Source organism: Frondihabitans sucicola (assembly GCF_030296615.1).
In the GTDB taxonomy this organism is placed as follows: Bacteria; Actinomycetota; Actinomycetes; order Actinomycetales; family Microbacteriaceae; genus Frondihabitans; species Frondihabitans sucicola.
Map to the genome: position 1 here is coordinate 270,609 of NZ_AP027732.1, position 15,643 is coordinate 286,251.

A 15,643-nucleotide genomic window follows, 5' to 3' on the forward strand; every position below is an offset into this window, starting at 1 on the left:
GGGGCGCCCGTCGATCGAACGCCGCGCGACCGGAACGCCGCTCGACCAGGACCTCGCGAAGGGCGGTTACGCGATCAGGTCCAGCGACACGTCCCAGAGCCGCTCGGCCGACTCGGGGTCGAGCGCGTAGGCCTTGACCCCTTCGCCGGGGACGCCGGATCGTACGGCTCGGCCTCGTTCACGTCCTCGAAGTAGCGGCCGGTCACGCCGTCGACCAGCGGTGATCCTGCGATCAACGTCGAGGTGGCGGCGCCCTGCTCGGGCGTCTTGAAGGCGGCGTTCTGGTTGCCTTCCTCGTCGACCCAGCCGCGCTGGACGAACTCGGCCGGGTCCATGTGACGCTGCAGGTTCGTCATGATGCCCCCGGGTGCACGGCGTTGGCCGTGATGCCGTCCGCGGCCCAGCGCTGGCCGACGCCCACGGCGAAGAGCGAGTTGGCTGTCTTCGACTGGCCGTAGCCGAGCCAGGGGTCGTATTCGCGACGCTCGAACATGAGGTCGTCGAAGACCACGTCGGAGCGGAGGTGCCCGGTCGACGTGAGCGAGACGATGCGGGCGCCGCCGGCTTCGGCGAGAGCGTCATGCAGGGCGAGCGCCAAGGCGAAGTGACCGAGGTGGTTGTTTGCGAACTGGAGCTCGTACCCCTCGGGGGTGCGCGTGAGGGGAGTCGCCATGATGCCCGCGTTGTTCACGAGGATGTCGAGCGGCCCGTTCCACTCCGAGGCGAACGCGGCGAGAGTGGGTCGGTCGGAGAGGTCGAGGTACGCAGCCGTGACCCGCTCCGAGCCCGTCCTGGCGCGGATGTCGGCGACCGCTTCGGCGCCGGCATCGAGGTTGCGGACGGCAAGGGTGACCTCGGCTCCCGCGCCCGCGAGGGCCCGTGCCGTTTCGATGCCGATGCCCGAGGCGCCACCCGTCACGACGGCGCGTTTGCCCGAGAGGTCGACCCCTTCGAGAACGTCGGCTGCGGTGCTGGTGGCTCCGAACGGAGTGGTGAGACGAGTCATTGCCTCAGGCTATGCCGGTCGCCCTCAGGCTCGTTCGGCCGTTCGCCGGTAGCGTTGCGTGCGTGGGGATCCTCTTTGCACTGCTCGCGGCCGTCGGCCTGGCCGTCGGCACCGAGTTGCAGCACCGCGGCGTACGAGCGCAGGGCGGCAACGCGTCGCCCACGTCGGTGCGCGGTTTCCGTGCTCTTCTCGCCCAGCCGGTCTGGTTGCTCGGTGCCCTGCTCATCGGCATCTCGATCGTTCTGCAGCTCAGCTCGCTCCTGCTCGCGAACCTCGCCGTGGTCCAGCCGCTCGGCGCGATCGGGCTCCTCGTCTCGGCGTACCTGCAGGCGAGGCGCACGCGCCGCCCGCTGGCCCCGATCAAACGGCTCGGCATCGCCCTCTGCATGGCCGGGATCGCCACCTTCGTCATCATCGCCCTCGTGGTGGGGCGCCCCGAGAAGGTCACGACCGGCTCGCTCGTCGGGGTGTTGATCACGCTCGGCATCCTGCTGGTGGCCGCCTTCCTGCTCCTCCGCGTCCGCAAGACCGCCCTCGCGACGGCCCTGTCGGCCGCGGTGATGTTCGGCTTCGTGGCGACCCTCGCGCAGATCGTGCTCACCGACCTCATCAAGAACGGGATCACCCCCGTCTCCATCGCGGCCGGAGCAGGCCTCGCGGCCGCCGGCATCGCCGGATCCCTCTGGGTCCAGACCGCGCACTCACAGGGCAGTTCGACGCTCGTCCTCGCCGGGCTGACGGTCATCGACCCGCTGACCGGCGTCATCCTGACCAGCGTCTTCTTCGGCACGCTGGCCGGAGCGAGCGGAGGCGGAGTGCTGGGCATGCTGATCGCCGGCGTGGTCGCGACGAGCGGCGTCCTGCTCGTGGCGCGCGACTGAGCGGAGAGCGCCGCGCGGGCAGAGTGCCACGGCCCGCTGGGCGGCGGGCGCGAGCGACGCAGGCACGACGAGGTCGGAGCGGGATCCTGCGCTCCCCGCGCGAGCGAGCGGATAGCCCCACTCGTCGCGCTCGAGGAGCTCCGGCAGCAGTTCCGTGCACAGCCCGCGGCCGTCGCAGAGCGTCCAATCGATGTGCAGTACCCGATCGGGCGCCGGTCGCTTCTCCCGGCGACTCATCTCGCACGGCCGGAGGCCACGGGGCGCGCCTCGCAGCGGCCTGCGAGGTGGGCGGCGACATCGCTCTCGAAGACGGTCAGGGCGCTCAGGACCAGTCGCGACGTCCCGTCCGGGTGATGGCAGGATCCGCGGCCGGTCACGATCCCTGCGAGCCGTTCGATCTCGCGGGGCAGCCACGAGACGCGCTCCTTCGCCGCGAGGCGGTGGAGCACCTCGGCCAGCCGCGGCAGCCCGTTGGCACAGGGACCACACTGCCGAGCCGACTGTCCGGCGAGGTAGGTCGTGATCTCGGCCGATGCCTCAAGCCCGCAGCGGTGCGCCCCGAGGGCCATCAGGACTCCGGCGCCGGGTGCCGCCCCGAACGGGGCGAGTGACCCAGGTGAAAGCGGTACGTCGAGCCGATCAGCCGGAACCCAAGCGCCGTGATAGCCGCCGACGAGCACCGCGCGGAGCGAGTCGGGTGCGGCTCCGGACGCCGTGAGCGCGTCACTGAGCGGCGCACCGCCCGGCAGCTCGAGCACCCGCGGTGCCGGCAGGTCGCCGCTGACCGACACCAGCCGGGTCCCGGGATCGTCCGGCGACCCCTGGGAGCGGAACCAGGAGGCGCCGAATCGCGCGAGAAGAGCGAGGTGCGCGAGGGTCTCGACGTTCTGCACGAGGGTCGGCGCACCCCCGAGACCCCGCTGGGTCAAGCGCTGCACGTGGTCGCGAGGAAGAGCCGGGCCGCCGCCAACGGCGTTCACCACGGCGGACGCTTCACCGGAGAGGAACGTGTCGGAAGCGGTCACGAGCCGGACGCGGGAGGCATCCTGCCGATCGGCCACGGCTCTCGCCACGCCCTCGAGCGTGCCGGCCGTCGAATACAGCACGACGTCGCGCGCGCCGATCGTGTCCGCGGCCAGGAGCAGACCGTCGAGCACGAGGTGAGGCGCGCAGCGGAGCAGGGTCTCGTCCTTGCGGCTGAGCGGCTCACCTTCGGCGCCGTTCGCGATGACCACGGCCCTGCGGCCCGGCGTGCGTTCCCGCCCGACGCCGGCGATCAGCCCGTTCGCCTGCGCCGCGGCCATCAGCTTCCGCCAGGTCGGGAAGCCGGCGCCGCCGCGACCCGCGAGGCCGGAGTCGTCGAGCTCGGCGAGGAGGTGGCCGATGTCGAAGGCGGCCGGCATCGGTCCGAAGACCTCGAGATGCGACCGGACGTCGGCGGCGCGAGCGGCGAACAGGCGGCGCACGCCCGTCGGGCCGGGGACGCTGGTGCGGATGGGCTGGGTCATGGTCATGAGGTCTCCCCGAGACGGAGGCTGTGGAATTCGATGAAACGCGCCGAGAGGCGCCACGCGCAGGCGGCGACCACGACGAGGACGGACGCTGCGGCCAGCGCGAGGAACCAGCCCTCGGTGCCGTTCGTCCCGGTGCCGATGGCGTGCGCGAGGGCGATCGGCCACAGCGCGTAAGACGCCCAGTGGATCGCCTTGAAGGTGCGCGGGCCGAGTCGACCGCGCAGGAGTCCGGTGGCGACGAGCACGACGACGAGGTCGAACCCGACGGTCCCGAGTCCTTGCCAGAAGGGCCGGTAGCTGCCGAAGAACGGGACGACCGTGTCGAGGAGGTCGAGTTGAGCGTAGGGGTCGAAGAACAGGCTGACGAGGTGGACGAGGAGGAAGAGGGTCGCCGCCAACGACACGTTGCGATGCACCAGCGTGATCGAGAAGCGCGGCAGGCCGGGTAGCGGCCGGCCGGAGCGCGTGACGATGCCGAGCACGACCGAGACGGTGAACAGGACGAGGGCGGCGATACCGGTCCCCCGGCCGATCGCCCAGAGAGCGTCGTCCATGTCAGCCCGCGCGTCTCAGCGTCGTCTCGGCGCCCGACGCCGCCAGGGCGGCGGTGGTGGTGGTCACCCGGCGTCGACGGCGCGGGGCCGGGTCGACTTCGTCGTCGGGCCATCCGCCGAGGTGGATCACGTGGCCGTGCGTGTCGACGAGGCGGGCAGCAACACCCTCCCGAGTGAGCCGGTCGACGGCACGCCGCCCCTGGACGACGGCAGCGGTCGACAGGGTGTTCGCGCGATAGCAGTTCTCGGCGGCCACCGTGACGCTCCGCCAGACGGGCGGCGCGGGGAGGCCGAGCCGCGGATCGAGGATGTGGTGGAGCTGTCGTCCGTCCTGGATCCAGCGCCGCTTCTGCGTGCTCGACGTGGCGACCGCGAACCCGTCGGCCAGGGTGATGGTCGTCTCCGGATCATCCGGCAGGTCCCGGACCGTGACCTGCCAGCCGTCGTCGCGGGACCGTCCGGCCGTGGCGATGTCGCCCCCGAGGCTGACCAGCGCTCCACAGTGCAGCTCGTCGGCGATCGCCCTGGCGCAGAGATCGGCGGCGACCGCCTTGGCGGTGGCGCCGAGGTCGAGTCGGAGATCGTCCGGGACGCGCAGGATCCTGCCCTCGAGCGAGATCCTGGTCCAGCCCGGTTCGCGCGGCGTCGCCACCGACATCGAGAACGAGGCCTCGTCACCGTGCTGGCCGTGAGGGAGCAGGTGCACCTCGCGGCCTCCGCCGAGAGCGTCCAGGACGCCGCCGAGCGTGGGGTCGACGTCGCCCTGCGTCACCCGCGCCGCATCGATCGCGCGCTCGACCAGCGCTGCGAGCATCTCGCTCACCTCGATGCCGTCCGCGGATTGGCCCGCGAGGGCGGACAACTCGGAGTCGGTTCGGAATCGACTGCAGGCCCGTTCGACGTCGAGCAGGATCCGGTCGGCGATCCGGCGAGCGCGAGTGAGGGCCACGGCGTCGGTCACGACGAGTCGGGCGGAGGTGCTCCACAGGGTCCAGTCCTGCGCGGCGTTCCGCGTGACGGCCACGCTCGGGTGATGCTGAGTCATCGTGCGTCCTTCCTTCGGGGAGCTCTACCCTCGCGGGCGGACCTGTCGGCCGGCTTCCACCATTCGATACGTCGCCTATGAAGGCGCAGCACGATCGCTGGAGGTTTCCTCGTCAGGAGCCGGACGACGTCGCGTCGGACGAGGTGCCACTGGCGCCGCCCGAGACGGCGCTGCCGGAGGGCGCGGTCGTCGCGGACGACGACGGAGCGGTGGTGTCGGCACTCGTCCCGCTGCCCTCCGTGGTGCTCGCACCGGAGTTGCTTGCGCTGCCGTCGCTCGAGCCCGCGCTCGAGTCGGTGCTCGCGCTCCCGCTCGGCGACGACGAGGCGCCGGCCGAGTTGCTCTCGCTCCAGACGGCGATCCCGCTCACGGCGGCTATCGCGACGCCCGCGGCACCGACCGCCGCGGTCGCGACCCGGGCGCTCCGAAGCCCCTTGATTCGGACGTTCATCGCTCCACCTCTCGCTCGGGACTGCGGACGTTTGACACGTCAACGATCGGGCGCACACCTTTCGGCGGCCTGGAGAGTTTCGATGTGCGGGCTGGGGCGTGTCTCGCAAGCCGCCGCAGATCGCGCGATCCAGGGCACACACGACCCGCGGTGAACCGGGAGACACGCCCCGGCAGTCACCCGGCGAGAGCTACGCGGGGCGAGCAGACGGCCGTGCCAGCGGCAGCTACGACGCCCGAGCCGGGCCGGCCGCACCGGAGGGAGCCGTACCGACGACCGGGGAGCGCTGCCAGAGCGTCACGAGCCCGCGCGCGTTGCGGGCCATCGCCAGGTAGTGCCCCACGACCCCGAGGACGAACAGGGCGAAGCCCACACCGACGAGGCCGCGCTCGAACGCCGGCACGGCCTCGCCGAACAGCATCATGAACAGCCCGACGAAGAGCAGGGCTGTGCGCACCTTGCCGACCTTCGACACCCGCACGTCGGGTGCGCCGTGGAACGACAGGACGGCCCACACCCCCGACAGCACGTCGGGGATGAGCAGGATCACGACGAGCTGCCACGGAACCACGGCCGACGCGGCGAAGGCGGCGACGACGAACACGACCGTCAGCCGGTCGGCCACCGGATCGAGCCAGGCACCGAGGGCGGAGGTCTGGTGGAAGCGGCGAGCGATGAAGCCGTCGGCGAAGTCGGTGAGGAACACGATGAGCAGCACGATGATCGAGGCCCAGAACAGGTGCACGACGAGCAGGATTCCGAACACGGGCAGCAACAGGATGCGGAAGGCCGAGATGACGTTCGGCACCGTGCGCCAGTCGTCGTCGCCGAACAGGCGATCGCGGAGGCTGGTCACCGGGCCATCGGGGTGCGGCGTCATGCCCGCGACCGAGGAATCGCCGAGCACCCGGCGCGGATCGCCGGCGGGGAGACGCAGGGCAGCGACGCGTACCAGCAGGTAGACGACGCCGAGGACGACGAGGACGGCAACGACGAGCCACCCGGACACCCCGAGGTACGGCTCGCTGATGTGGAAGGACGCGCGCACCAGCACCCCGACCGTGACGTAGAGCGCCGACCAGCCGAGGGAGGCGACGGCGCTCGCGATCACGAAGGCGCCGGTCGGGACGCCGGAAGCGCCGGCCGCGGCCGGCGCGAGGGCGCGCGGGACGGGCACGAGGCGCGCCAGCAGGACGGGCAGCGGGCCGCTGCGACCGAGCACGCGGACCGACTCGTCCCAGTGGTCGGTGCCGAGTCTCTGGACGACCGCGCTCGCCCGGAGGGCCTCGCCGCGCCTGCGGCCGAAGGCGAAACCGATGCCGTCGCCGAGGAGGCGCCCGGCCGCCACGACGACGAAGAGCAGCAGGATCGCGGGCGGAGAATCGAGCGCGGCGGCAGCCACGATCACGACCGGCCCGCCGGGAACGAAGCTGACGAGCCCGAGGGCCGACTCGAGCAGGGCGAGGACGAAGGCGACGCCGAGCACCAGCCCGAGCGGAAGCACCGCGCGAGACTCGTTCAGCCAGTCGACGATGCTCACCCGACCATTGTTCCCTGTGCGACCGACAGCCGCGGACCATCGGCCCCGTCACGACCGTTCGTGTCGGTCGCGAGTGTGACGAATCGAGACGAGCGCGCTCGGGCGCAGCCGCCGCTCGCCGTACCGTGGACGGCACACCCCGGGAGAGGACAGCATGGTCGGAGAGGTCGAGACCCTCGTCGTCGGCGGCGGCGCCATGGGCTCTGCCACCGCCTGGGCGCTCGCCCGTCGCGGACGCGAGGTCCTGTTGGCGGAGCGCTTCGAGCCGGGCCACGCGATGGGAGCCTCCCACGGCGAGTACCGCAACTTCAACGTCGCCTACGCCGAGCCCGACTACGTCCAGCTGCTGGTCGAGGCCCGGCGACTCTGGGGCGAGCTCGAGGCCGACTCGGGCGAGGCCCTGCTCGAGCTGGTCGGCCTGGTCAATCACGGCGAGGCGGCGGCCCACCAGAGGAGCGGATCGAGCGGGGGCGACACCTTCGACACGGTGCACGCGGCGCTCGACGCCGCCGGCATCGCCAGCGAGTTCCTCAGCGCGTCCGAGGCGCACGAGCGATGGCCGGGCATGCGATTCGAGACGCGGGTGCTCTTCTCGCCCGAGTCAGGGCGGGTGAAGGCCGATGCGTCGGTGGCCGCGCTGCAGCGACTCGCCGCCCGGCTCGGCGCCGAGGTGCGGCACCGCACCCGCGCCGTCGGCATCCGGGTGCTCGACGACGACTTCGTCGAGGTCGACCTGGAGTCGGGCGACGGCGACCTCAGCACGGTGCGCACCCGGTCCCTCGTGGTGACCGCAGGCGCCTGGACCGAGAAACTGCTCGGCGCGCGACTGACCCTGCCGCGGCTGGTCGTGACGCAGGAGCAGCCCGCCCACTTCGCCCCTCGCGATCCTGCGCTCGCGTGGCCCTCGTTCAACCACCAGCGCGACCTCGGCCCCGGGGGCGACTACTGGTACAGCGGCGTCTACGGCATGCTCACGCCCGGTACCGGGGTGAAGGCCGGCTGGCACGGCACAGGTCTGCCGATCGACCCCGACGCCCGGACCTTCACCTCCGAGCCGGCGCAGCTCGCGGCGCTTCAGCGCTACGCCCGCGAGTGGCTCCCCGGGGTCGACCCCGAGCGGTTCGAGGAGATCAGCTGCACCTACACTTCGACCGACACCGCCGACTTCGTGCTCGACCGGGTCGGGCCGATCACCGTCGGCGCCGGGTTCTCCGGGCACGGCTTCAAGTTCACCCCCGCGGTGGGCAGGATCCTGGCCGACCTCGCCACCACCGGGACGCGTCCCGCCGCGCGGTTCGCCCTGCAGCGCTGACCGCTCCGTGGCTCGGTCTCCGCGGGGTCCTACCAGTGCCTCCCTCGACGCGATGCCGAGCCACTAGCGTCGAAGACACACCGCAGCGACAGGAGACCCGTGTGAACCGCCGCCTCACCCTCCTCTTCGCGATCGCCGGCGGAGCAGCGGTCGGCAACCTCTACTGGTCGCAGCCGCTGCTCGACTTCATCGCCTCCGACCTCAGGACCGGCACCGCGTCGGCCGGGTGGCTCGTGACGGCGACCCAGATCGGATACGCCGTCGGGGTCCTGCTCTTCGTCCCGCTCGGAGACGTGCTGAGCCGCCGGATCCTGGTCCCCATCGCGCTCCTCTGCGCGACCACCGCCCTCGTGGCCAGCGCGCTGGCGCCGACGTTCTCCGTGCTCCTGATCACGCTCTCCCTGGTCGGGCTGACGACGGTGTCGGGGCAGATCCTCGTGCCGCTCGCGGGCGATCTGGCCGACGACTCGAACCGGGGCAGGATCGTGGGAACGGTCGTCTCCGGGATTTTGATCGGGATCCTGGTCTCCCGCACCGTGTCCGGGCTGGTTGCAGCCGCCGCGGGCTGGCGGGCGATCTACTTCGCGGCGGCCGCGCTGGCGTTCCTTCTGGCGATCCTGCTGTTCTTCGCGATTCCGCGGGTGCCGGTCCGGGCGGCGCTGCGCTATCCGGCACTGATCGGCTCGGTGTTCGCTCTCGTCCGCCGCGAGCGAGCGGTCCGCTGGAGCCTCGTGCTCGGCGGCACGTCGTTCGCGGTGTTCACGATGTTCTGGACGTCGCTGACGTTCCTCCTGAGCGCCCCGCCGTTCTCGTTCTCGGTCGACGTGATCGGGCTGTTCGGGCTCGTCGGGCTCGCGGGCGCTGCCGCGGCTCAGCGCGTCGGACGCCTGAACGACCGGGGCTTCGGCCTCCCGGCGATCGGGGTGGCCTGGGTGCTGATCCTGCTGGCCTTCGTCATCGGTGGTCTCGGCTCGACATCGGTGCCGGTCATCATCGTGGCCATCCTGGTGCTGGACGTGGCCATCCAGGGGCAGAACATCACCGTGCAGTCGCGGATGTTCCAGATCGATCCGCAGGCGCGCAGCCGACTCAACACCGCGTTCGTCGCCAACAACTTCATCTGGGGCGCGGTCGGGTCGGGGCTGTCGTCGTTCCTCTGGGAGCACGGCGGCTGGACGGCGATCATGGTCGCCGCGGCCGTCCTCTCGGGATTCGCTCTGACCGTCTGGTTCGTCGGGCGACGCGGGCCGCTCCGGCTCCAGCAGGATGCCGCTCCGCGGGTGGTCGCGGCCCGCTGATCCGTGAGCGCCGGCAACCTCCGCCAGCCGGGCGCTCAGCGGGCGCGGGAGTAGTGCAGCAGCAACATCCCCGACGAGTTCAGAACGTGATCGAGCGCAAGGGCCCGGAGGTCGATCGGGGCGGCGCCTCCGGAGCGCCTCGTGATCCTGCCGCCCTGACCCCCTCGAGATTCGGGCTGATCGTCAGCGCTAGGGCGTCGAGCACGTCCGCTTCGATCAGCGCACCGAGCAGCGACGGGCCCCCTCGCAGTGCATCTGCAGCAGTCCCCGGTCGACGAGTTCGGCGACCAGGCGCTCGGGCTCGACCGTGTCCGCGCCGCACGCGACGACGTCGGCCACCTTCTCGAGCGCGGCACGCCGCTCGGTCGGCGCACTCTCGACCGTCAGAACGATCGGACGGACGGGAGCCTTCGCGAAGACGTCACTGGCAGGATCGAGATCGAGGCTCCCCGTCACGATCGCGAACGGCGGCTGCGGCGGCAGGCCCGCCGAGACCCGCCACCCCTCGGCCTCGGCGGAGAGGCGCATCGCCCCGTACCCTTCGTCGCGGAGAGTCCCGGCCGCGACGACGACGACGTCGGCCAGCTGCCGCTGGAGGTCGAACACCCTCTTGTCGGCGGGGCCGCCGAGGGCGCCGGACAACCCCGATGCCGTCGCAGAGCCGTCGGCACTGGCGATGAAGTTGACGCGGAGCCGAGGAACCCTGCGGTCGGTCGGCGCGTAGAGGGCGAGGAGGGCGTCGTCCGAGAGGGCCGGCGCCGCCGTGGGAAACAGCTCGTCGATGTTCACAGGTTGTGCCTCGGATCCGCGGGCGCGCGCCAGCCGAGGATCGCCTCGACCATGCGCATGGCATCGACCGACTCGCGGACCGCGTGCATGCGGACGATCCGAGCCCCCAACATCACGCTGACCGTGGCGGCCGCCAGGGATCCTGCGAGTCGGTCGGGCTTGTCGCGCTCGAGGCTCTCCCCGATGAAGTCCTTGTTGGACACGGCCGCGAGCGTGGGCAGCCCGAGCGACGCGATCTCGGCGAGGCGGCGCGTGAGCTCGAGGGTCTGCACGGTGTTCTTGTTCAGGTCGTGCCCCGGGTCGACGATCAGGCGCTCCTCGGGGACACCTCGCGACAGCGCGAAGTCGACCCGGTCTCGGAGGAAATCGGCGACTTCGAGCGCGATGTCGTCGTAGTGGGGGCGCGGCGACGGCTGGCGCGGCGCCGCGAGCGAGTGCGTGATGACGAGCGTCGCCTCGGAGGCCGCGACGACATCGGCCACCCTCGGATCGTGGATGCCCGTGGTGTCGTTGATGACACTCGCTCCGGCTGCGATGGCGCGCTCTGCCACCTCGGGCCGGAAGGTGTCGACGGAGATGACGACGTCCGACTGCTGCGCGAGCGCCGCGACGACCGGCACGACCCGGGCCGCCTCCTCTGCGGCGGGCAGCTCGGGCCCGGGAGCGAACGGGACGCCGCCGATGTCGACCCAGTCGGCGCCGTCACCCGCTGCAGCCACGGCCGCCTCGACCGCGCGGTCGAGGGCGAAGGTCGCGCCCTGGTCGAAGAACGAATCGGGGGTACGGTTGACGATCGCCATGACGGCGATCTGCCGATCGAAATCGAAGGTGCGGCGGCCGATCCTGCGCACCGGCGACCGGAGCGCGGGCAGCACGAAGCCGGCCGGGAGGGTGCTGTCGCTCACGCTTCGGCTCCGCCCCGGGACGCCGACGGCGCGATCAGCGCGATCGCCTCGGCCCGACCGGCGGGCTCGGAGAGGACACCGCGGCTGGCGATCGTGACGGTGGAGCTGTGCGTCTGGCGGGAGCCGCGCGAGGTGACGCACCCGTGGACGGCGTCGAGCACGACGAGGACGCCGGCCGCTCGGACACCGCTCTGCAGGGCCTCGGCGATCTCTTCGCCGAGCCGCTCCTGAAGCTGGGGCCGCGACGCGAGCGCATCGACGAGCCCGGGGATCTTCCCGAGTCCGACGATCTGCGTTCCCGGCACGTAGGCGACGTGCGCGACGCCGAGGAACGGCAGCAGGTGGTGCTCGCACACCGAGCGGAATTCGATGTCGCGCACGATGACGAGCTCACCGAGCTGACCTTCGTCGGCAGCGACGACGCTTCCGCCCAGCAGCGCGGACACGTCGACCTCGAGGCCGGCGAAGAACTCCTCGTAGGCGTCGGCGACCCGGCGCGGGGTGTCCACGAGGCCCGCGCGCGCGGGATCGTCGCCGATCGCGGCGAGGATCTCGGCCACGGCTCGTTCGATTCGCGGCCGGTCGAACTTCGATGTCATCGTGCTGCTGTACCCCTTCGTGTACCCCACCCGTGCAGGAGGTCCGGGGGAACAGTATCCCGAGTCCCCGGAAGGCGCACGCGCGTCAGGCGTCGGCGCCGATGACGCCGACGGGGAGTTGCCGGACGAAGATGTCCGCGGTCTTCGCTCCGACGCCCTTGTAGGCCGTGAGCGCCTGCCGCAGAGCCGCAACGTCTTTCGACGTACGGACGAGACGGTTGACCGACCCGTGATCGCTGACGATGCCGCCCATCACGTCGTGCAACTCGTCCGCCATGACGTAGTCGATGCGGGCGTAGTGGCCCTCGTCGAGGATCCTGCGCAGATTTTCGCGCCCCACCTCGGCGAACGTCGCCGGGCTCGTGAACCCGCGCTCGATCAACACCCTGTACGTCGCGGCAGACACCTGCTGCTGGACCGGCCGCCCGAACAGGATGCTCGCCAGGAGCCAGCGGTAGAGCGCCTGCGGCGTGGGCTCGTTCAGGTCGATGTCGAGATCGGTGGGCTGGAGATTGTCGGCCATGCGGCGACGCTACGCCGAGCCGGAAGGCCGTGTTCGAGCGCCCGCCGTCAGGACCGACCGAGCACCAGGCGGTCGAGGTAGCCGCCCGAGAACGTGCCGTCGGGGTCGTACTTCGCAACCAGCGCCCGGAAGTCGTCGAGGCGCGGGTAGCGCTCGGCGATCTGCTCGGGGGTGACGACGCTGACCTTGCCCCAGTGCGGACGCGGCGTGAAAGGCGCCAGGACCGCCTCGAGATCCGGCAGGATCGCCGCCACCTCGTCGGTGTGCTTGGCCCAGGTGAAGTGGATGCAGAGGGTGTCGCGACCCTGCGTCTCGCTCATCCAGAAGTCGTCGGCCTTCACAGTGCGGAGCTCGGTGACGAGGAGGTGAGGCTGGATGCGATCGGCGAGGGTACGCACGGCGGCAACCGCGGCTGCGCCGTCGTCGAGGCCGACGAAGTACTCGGTCTGGATCTCGTCGCCGTTCGACGGGGTGCGATCGATGCGGAAGTGCGGGAGGCGCTCCTGCCACGGACCGACCGAGCCGTCCATCGGCGTCGTGTTGTCGTCTTTGCCGACGAACTCGGCGCGGCGCGGGCTGCGCTTCGCACCGAAGTACTCGTCGGGCACCTCGACGTCGTCTCTGCCCTCGGGGATACGAGTCTTCACCCACATCTGCGTGATGTCGTCGCCGTAGACCGTGAAGAGGCTCACGCTGTAGCCGAGGCTCATCACCTCGCGCAGCTTCGCGCCCTCGATCGCCTCCCACGGGAGCCCGAGGTAGACGTCTTGGCGGACGCGGTAGCTCGGCTCGACGTCGAGCGACACGCGTGTGACGACGCCGAGCGCGCCGAGGTGGATGACGCTCCCGTCGAACTCCGGATCGCCGCGACGGACGGTGCGTAGACCGCCGTCGGCCGTCACGAACTCGAGCGCGTTGACCGCCGTCGAGAGCGAGCCGTTGCCGACGCCGGAGCCGTGCGTGCCCGTGGCGGTCGCGCCGCCGACGGAGATGTGCGGCAGAGAACCCATGTTGTGGAGGGCCAGCCCCGCCGCCTCGAGTGCGGTGGCGACGACCGCGTACCGGGTGCCCGCGCCCACGGTGACCGAGCGGCGGTCGTCGGCGATGACGATGTCGGCCGGGATCTCCGTGGTGCTGACCAGGACGCCGGGGCCGTCGGCGACGTCGTTGAACGAGTGCCGGGTGCCGAGAGCGCGCACGCGGGGCTCTTTCGCCACGATTTCTCGCAGCTCGGCGACGGAGGTCGGGTTGATGATGCGAGAGGCTCCGAACACGTGCGTGCCGGCCCAGTTCTGCTCGCGTTCGGCGGTGAACGTCATGCGGTCACTCTAGTCGATGTGAACGCTCACATCGAGGTCTTCCACCGTCGTGCCACCGACCTCGATCAGCTCGTCGCCGAGGTGCCGCGTGAAGATCCTGCTACCGCGCCCCTGGGTGATGTCGAGATCGCGTCCGAGCCGGGCCGTGATCGACACCGCGGCCGCACCGGTGGCTTCGTCTTCGACGATCCCCATCTCCGGAGCGAACATGCGAGACCGGAGAGCGCCCCGGCCCTCGTCGACCCAGGCGTACGCGTAGTGGTGGCCGTGCGTGAAGCCCGCGGGGTCGAGGGCGTCGACGTCGGCGGGCGAGTCGAGAGGGATCCAGGAGAAGTCCGGCGTCCAGGAGGCTCGGGCCGAGACCCAGGCCACGTCGCCGTCGAACCGGACACCGATATCGCCCGCGGGCACGACGAGGACATCCGCCGGAGTGCCCCGCTCGCGCAGCCACCACGCCGTGCCGACCGTCGGATGGCCGGCGAACGGGAGCTCTTTCGCGGGAGTGAAGATGCGGATCGTGGCGACGCTGCGCGCACCGGGCTCGTTCGCCGTATCGGCCCCGGCGGCGGTCGGGTCGATGAAGACCGTCTCGCTGAAGCCGAGCCGGCGGGCGATCTCCTGCTCGTGGCCGTGCCAGGCGGGGGCGGGGTGGTCGGGGTGGTCGGGGTGGTCGGGGTGGTCGGGGTGGTCGGAGGTTTGATCGCGGTCGGCGGCGTGGGGGTGTCGGTGTCAGTGACGCGGGCGGTGTCGGCGCTGTCGGCAGCCACGGTGGCTGCGGCGCTGTCGGCGACGGGGGCGCTGTCGGCGACGGAGGCGCTGTCGGCGACGGAGGCGCTGTCGGCGGTGACGATGCCGAGGGGTTGCCGAGCTCGCCGGTGTCGGTGGTGAAGACACGGACGACGTGGACCCTCACGGTCAGGCCTTGGGCGGGTGCGGCCGCGGTCGGGGCGTCGTGGTCTTCGGTCATGACTTCAGCCTGGCACGGCGGACCGCGCGTTTCGGTGGGTTACGGCGGCGCCTCAGCCTCGCGTCGTGAAAGCCGCGTAGACGGCCGAGATGTCGTCGCCACCGTGCCCGGACGAGGAGGCATCGGCATACACGTCTGCAAGTGCGCCGAGCAGGCGTCCGTCGACGCCGGCACCGAGGGCCGCGTCGGCGATCAAGCCGATGTCTTTGCGCAGACCGTCGAGCGCGAACGCCGGCTCGAAGGTACCGGCGAGCATGTTGCCGCCCTTCTGGTGGGCGTAGGGCGTATCGGATGCCCCGCCGTCGATGGCCTCGAGGAACAGCTCGCCTTCAAGGCCGAGCGCCTGCGCCAGAGCGAGTGACTGGGCGGTTGCCGCGGTGATGCTGGCGATCCACGCGTTCGCCGCGAGTTTGAGGGCCGAGCCGTTGCCGACTCGTGATCCTGTGTTCACCGTCTTCTGACCGATCGCGTCGAGCACCGGAGCGGCCTTCTCGATCAGTGCGGTGTCTCCGGCGGCGAGCATGACGAGTTTCCCGGTCTCGGCCGGCGCCTTGGTGCCCAGCATCATCGCCTCGATGAGCGGCACTCCCGCGCTCTCGGCCGCCTTGACCACGCGAGCCGTGCCGTCGAGCCCGATGGTGCTGGCCTGAACCCAGACCGCCTCGCCCGAGACGGAGCCGGCCGCTTCGGAGAGCACGCTCAGGACGGAGTCCGCATCGAAGACGATCGACAGGATCACCTCGGCATCGGTCACCGCCTCGGCGGGAGTCTCGGCGACCGCGGCCCCTTCGTCGGCGAACGGGGTGGCTTTGTCGGCAGAGCGGTTCCAGACGGTGACGTCGAACCCCTCGCGAATGAGGGTTCGGGCGACGCCCTGCCCCATGATTCCGAGCCCGAGGACTGCCACCTTCATCTGTCGATCTCCCTCCGCGGACCCCTG

18 protein-coding genes and 1 pseudogene are annotated in these 15,643 nt (G+C 71.3%); 4 read left to right on the plus strand and 15 right to left on the minus strand.

Annotated elements, in window-relative coordinates; translation table 11 throughout:
- Positions 1 to 74 precede the first annotated feature (74 nt).
- The gene (locus QUE79_RS01420) at positions 75 to 356 is read right to left on the minus strand and encodes an SDR family NAD(P)-dependent oxidoreductase (protein WP_286345095.1); all 282 of its coding nucleotides are present in this window, start codon (positions 354 to 356) and stop codon (positions 75 to 77) included.
- Complete coding sequence (locus tag QUE79_RS01425) at positions 353 to 1,006, minus strand: SDR family NAD(P)-dependent oxidoreductase (protein ID WP_286345096.1); 654 nt, start codon at positions 1,004 to 1,006, stop codon at positions 353 to 355. The genes QUE79_RS01420 and QUE79_RS01425 overlap by 4 nt, the downstream gene beginning before the upstream one ends.
- A gap of 62 nt (positions 1,007 to 1,068) precedes the next feature.
- Between QUE79_RS01425 and QUE79_RS01430 the strand changes: the two genes are divergently transcribed.
- The gene (locus tag QUE79_RS01430; protein WP_286345097.1) at positions 1,069 to 1,887 is read left to right on the plus strand and encodes a DMT family transporter; all 819 of its coding nucleotides are present in this window, start codon (positions 1,069 to 1,071) and stop codon (positions 1,885 to 1,887) included.
- A gap of 60 nt (positions 1,888 to 1,947) precedes the next feature.
- Here the strand turns inward: QUE79_RS01430 and QUE79_RS01435 are convergent.
- The 6 genes and pseudogenes from QUE79_RS01435 to QUE79_RS01460 form a co-directional block, all read right to left on the minus strand.
- Positions 1,948 to 2,124 (minus strand): annotated as a pseudogene (locus QUE79_RS01435) (ferredoxin); the annotation flags it as partial.
- A complete protein-coding gene (locus QUE79_RS01440) occupies positions 2,121 to 3,401 on the minus strand; it encodes an NADH-ubiquinone oxidoreductase-F iron-sulfur binding region domain-containing protein (protein WP_286345098.1) in 1,281 nt (426 codons plus the stop codon). The gene QUE79_RS01440 and the pseudogene QUE79_RS01435, both read right to left, overlap by 4 nt.
- Entirely contained in the window at positions 3,398 to 3,955 is a 558-nt protein-coding gene (locus tag QUE79_RS01445) for a ferric reductase-like transmembrane domain-containing protein (RefSeq protein ID WP_286345099.1), read from the minus strand. The genes QUE79_RS01440 and QUE79_RS01445 overlap by 4 nt, the downstream gene beginning before the upstream one ends.
- Before the next feature lies 1 nt (position 3,956).
- Positions 3,957 to 5,000, minus strand: a complete 1,044-nt coding sequence (locus tag QUE79_RS01450) for an FAD:protein FMN transferase (RefSeq protein WP_286345100.1) — start codon at positions 4,998 to 5,000, stop codon at positions 3,957 to 3,959.
- Between the two features lie 112 nt (positions 5,001 to 5,112).
- The gene (locus QUE79_RS01455) at positions 5,113 to 5,451 is read right to left on the minus strand and encodes a hypothetical protein (RefSeq protein ID WP_286345101.1); all 339 of its coding nucleotides are present in this window, start codon (positions 5,449 to 5,451) and stop codon (positions 5,113 to 5,115) included.
- A gap of 226 nt (positions 5,452 to 5,677) precedes the next feature.
- Entirely contained in the window at positions 5,678 to 6,991 is a 1,314-nt protein-coding gene (locus QUE79_RS01460; protein ID WP_286345102.1) for a CDP-alcohol phosphatidyltransferase family protein, read from the minus strand.
- Positions 6,992 to 7,145: 154 nt separating this feature from the next.
- On the opposite strand from QUE79_RS01460, the gene QUE79_RS01465 reads away from it, so the two are divergent.
- Both QUE79_RS01465 and QUE79_RS01470 read left to right on the plus strand, forming a co-directional pair.
- The gene (locus QUE79_RS01465) at positions 7,146 to 8,303 is read left to right on the plus strand and encodes an FAD-dependent oxidoreductase (protein ID WP_286345103.1); all 1,158 of its coding nucleotides are present in this window, start codon (positions 7,146 to 7,148) and stop codon (positions 8,301 to 8,303) included.
- Between the two features lie 101 nt (positions 8,304 to 8,404).
- The gene (locus QUE79_RS01470) at positions 8,405 to 9,601 is read left to right on the plus strand and encodes an MFS transporter (RefSeq protein ID WP_286345104.1); all 1,197 of its coding nucleotides are present in this window, start codon (positions 8,405 to 8,407) and stop codon (positions 9,599 to 9,601) included.
- A gap of 216 nt (positions 9,602 to 9,817) precedes the next feature.
- Here QUE79_RS01470 and QUE79_RS01475 read toward each other — a convergent pair whose 3' ends face one another.
- The 6 genes from QUE79_RS01475 to QUE79_RS01500 form a co-directional block, all read right to left on the minus strand.
- A complete protein-coding gene (locus QUE79_RS01475) occupies positions 9,818 to 10,390 on the minus strand; it encodes a dihydrofolate reductase family protein (protein WP_286345105.1) in 573 nt (190 codons plus the stop codon).
- Positions 10,387 to 11,295: a dihydropteroate synthase gene (folP, locus tag QUE79_RS01480; RefSeq protein WP_286345106.1), complete on the minus strand. Its 909-nt coding sequence runs from the start codon at positions 11,293 to 11,295 to the stop codon at positions 10,387 to 10,389. Before folP ends, QUE79_RS01475 begins: the two co-directional genes overlap by 4 nt.
- Positions 11,292 to 11,894 carry a GTP cyclohydrolase I gene (folE, locus tag QUE79_RS01485; protein ID WP_286345107.1) on the minus strand — a complete coding sequence of 201 codons (603 nt, stop codon included), beginning with the start codon at positions 11,892 to 11,894 and terminating at the stop codon, positions 11,292 to 11,294. The genes folP and folE overlap by 4 nt, the downstream gene beginning before the upstream one ends.
- Positions 11,895 to 11,979: 85 nt before the next feature.
- Positions 11,980 to 12,417: an HhH-GDP family DNA glycosylase gene (locus QUE79_RS01490; protein WP_286345108.1), complete on the minus strand. Its 438-nt coding sequence runs from the start codon at positions 12,415 to 12,417 to the stop codon at positions 11,980 to 11,982.
- A gap of 47 nt (positions 12,418 to 12,464) precedes the next feature.
- A complete protein-coding gene (locus QUE79_RS01495; RefSeq protein ID WP_286345109.1) occupies positions 12,465 to 13,736 on the minus strand; it encodes a D-arabinono-1,4-lactone oxidase in 1,272 nt (423 codons plus the stop codon).
- Between the two features lie 9 nt (positions 13,737 to 13,745).
- Positions 13,746 to 14,315, minus strand: coding sequence for a PhzF family phenazine biosynthesis protein (locus tag QUE79_RS01500; RefSeq protein WP_286346813.1), 570 nt, complete (start codon positions 14,313 to 14,315; stop codon positions 13,746 to 13,748).
- Between QUE79_RS01500 and QUE79_RS01505 the strand changes: the two genes are divergently transcribed.
- Positions 14,208 to 14,624, plus strand: coding sequence for a hypothetical protein (locus QUE79_RS01505; protein WP_286345110.1), 417 nt, complete (start codon positions 14,208 to 14,210; stop codon positions 14,622 to 14,624). The two genes, QUE79_RS01500 and QUE79_RS01505, sit on opposite strands and share 108 nt — an antisense overlap.
- A 131-nt stretch (positions 14,625 to 14,755) precedes the next feature.
- On the opposite strand, the gene QUE79_RS01510 is transcribed toward QUE79_RS01505, so the two are convergent.
- Positions 14,756 to 15,616 carry an NAD(P)-dependent oxidoreductase gene (locus QUE79_RS01510; RefSeq protein WP_286345111.1) on the minus strand — a complete coding sequence of 287 codons (861 nt, stop codon included), beginning with the start codon at positions 15,614 to 15,616 and terminating at the stop codon, positions 14,756 to 14,758.
- Positions 15,617 to 15,643: the final 27 nt, after the last annotated feature.

Bases quoted from the DNA above. Each gene is read 5' to 3' on its own strand.
- QUE79_RS01420 (WP_286345095.1), bottom strand. From the start codon at position 356: ATGACGAACCTGCAGCGTCACATGGACCCGGCCGAGTTCGTCCAGCGC.
- QUE79_RS01425 (WP_286345096.1), bottom strand. From the start codon at position 1,006: ATGACTCGTCTCACCACTCCGTTCGGAGCCACCAGCACCGCAGCCGAC.
- QUE79_RS01440 (WP_286345098.1), bottom strand. From the start codon at position 3,401: ATGACCATGACCCAGCCCATCCGCACCAGCGTCCCCGGCCCGACGGGC.
- QUE79_RS01445 (WP_286345099.1), bottom strand. From the start codon at position 3,955: ATGGACGACGCTCTCTGGGCGATCGGCCGGGGGACCGGTATCGCCGCC.
- QUE79_RS01450 (WP_286345100.1), bottom strand. From the start codon at position 5,000: ATGACTCAGCATCACCCGAGCGTGGCCGTCACGCGGAACGCCGCGCAG.
- QUE79_RS01455 (WP_286345101.1), bottom strand. From the start codon at position 5,451: ATGAACGTCCGAATCAAGGGGCTTCGGAGCGCCCGGGTCGCGACCGCG.
- QUE79_RS01465 (WP_286345103.1), top strand. From the start codon at position 7,146: ATGGTCGGAGAGGTCGAGACCCTCGTCGTCGGCGGCGGCGCCATGGGC.
- folE (WP_286345107.1), bottom strand. From the start codon at position 11,894: ATGACATCGAAGTTCGACCGGCCGCGAATCGAACGAGCCGTGGCCGAG.
- QUE79_RS01490 (WP_286345108.1), bottom strand. From the start codon at position 12,417: ATGGCCGACAATCTCCAGCCCACCGATCTCGACATCGACCTGAACGAG.
- QUE79_RS01495 (WP_286345109.1), bottom strand. From the start codon at position 13,736: ATGACGTTCACCGCCGAACGCGAGCAGAACTGGGCCGGCACGCACGTG.
- QUE79_RS01505 (WP_286345110.1), top strand. From the start codon at position 14,208: ATGGCCGGCGAACGGGAGCTCTTTCGCGGGAGTGAAGATGCGGATCGT.
- QUE79_RS01510 (WP_286345111.1), bottom strand. From the start codon at position 15,616: ATGAAGGTGGCAGTCCTCGGGCTCGGAATCATGGGGCAGGGCGTCGCC.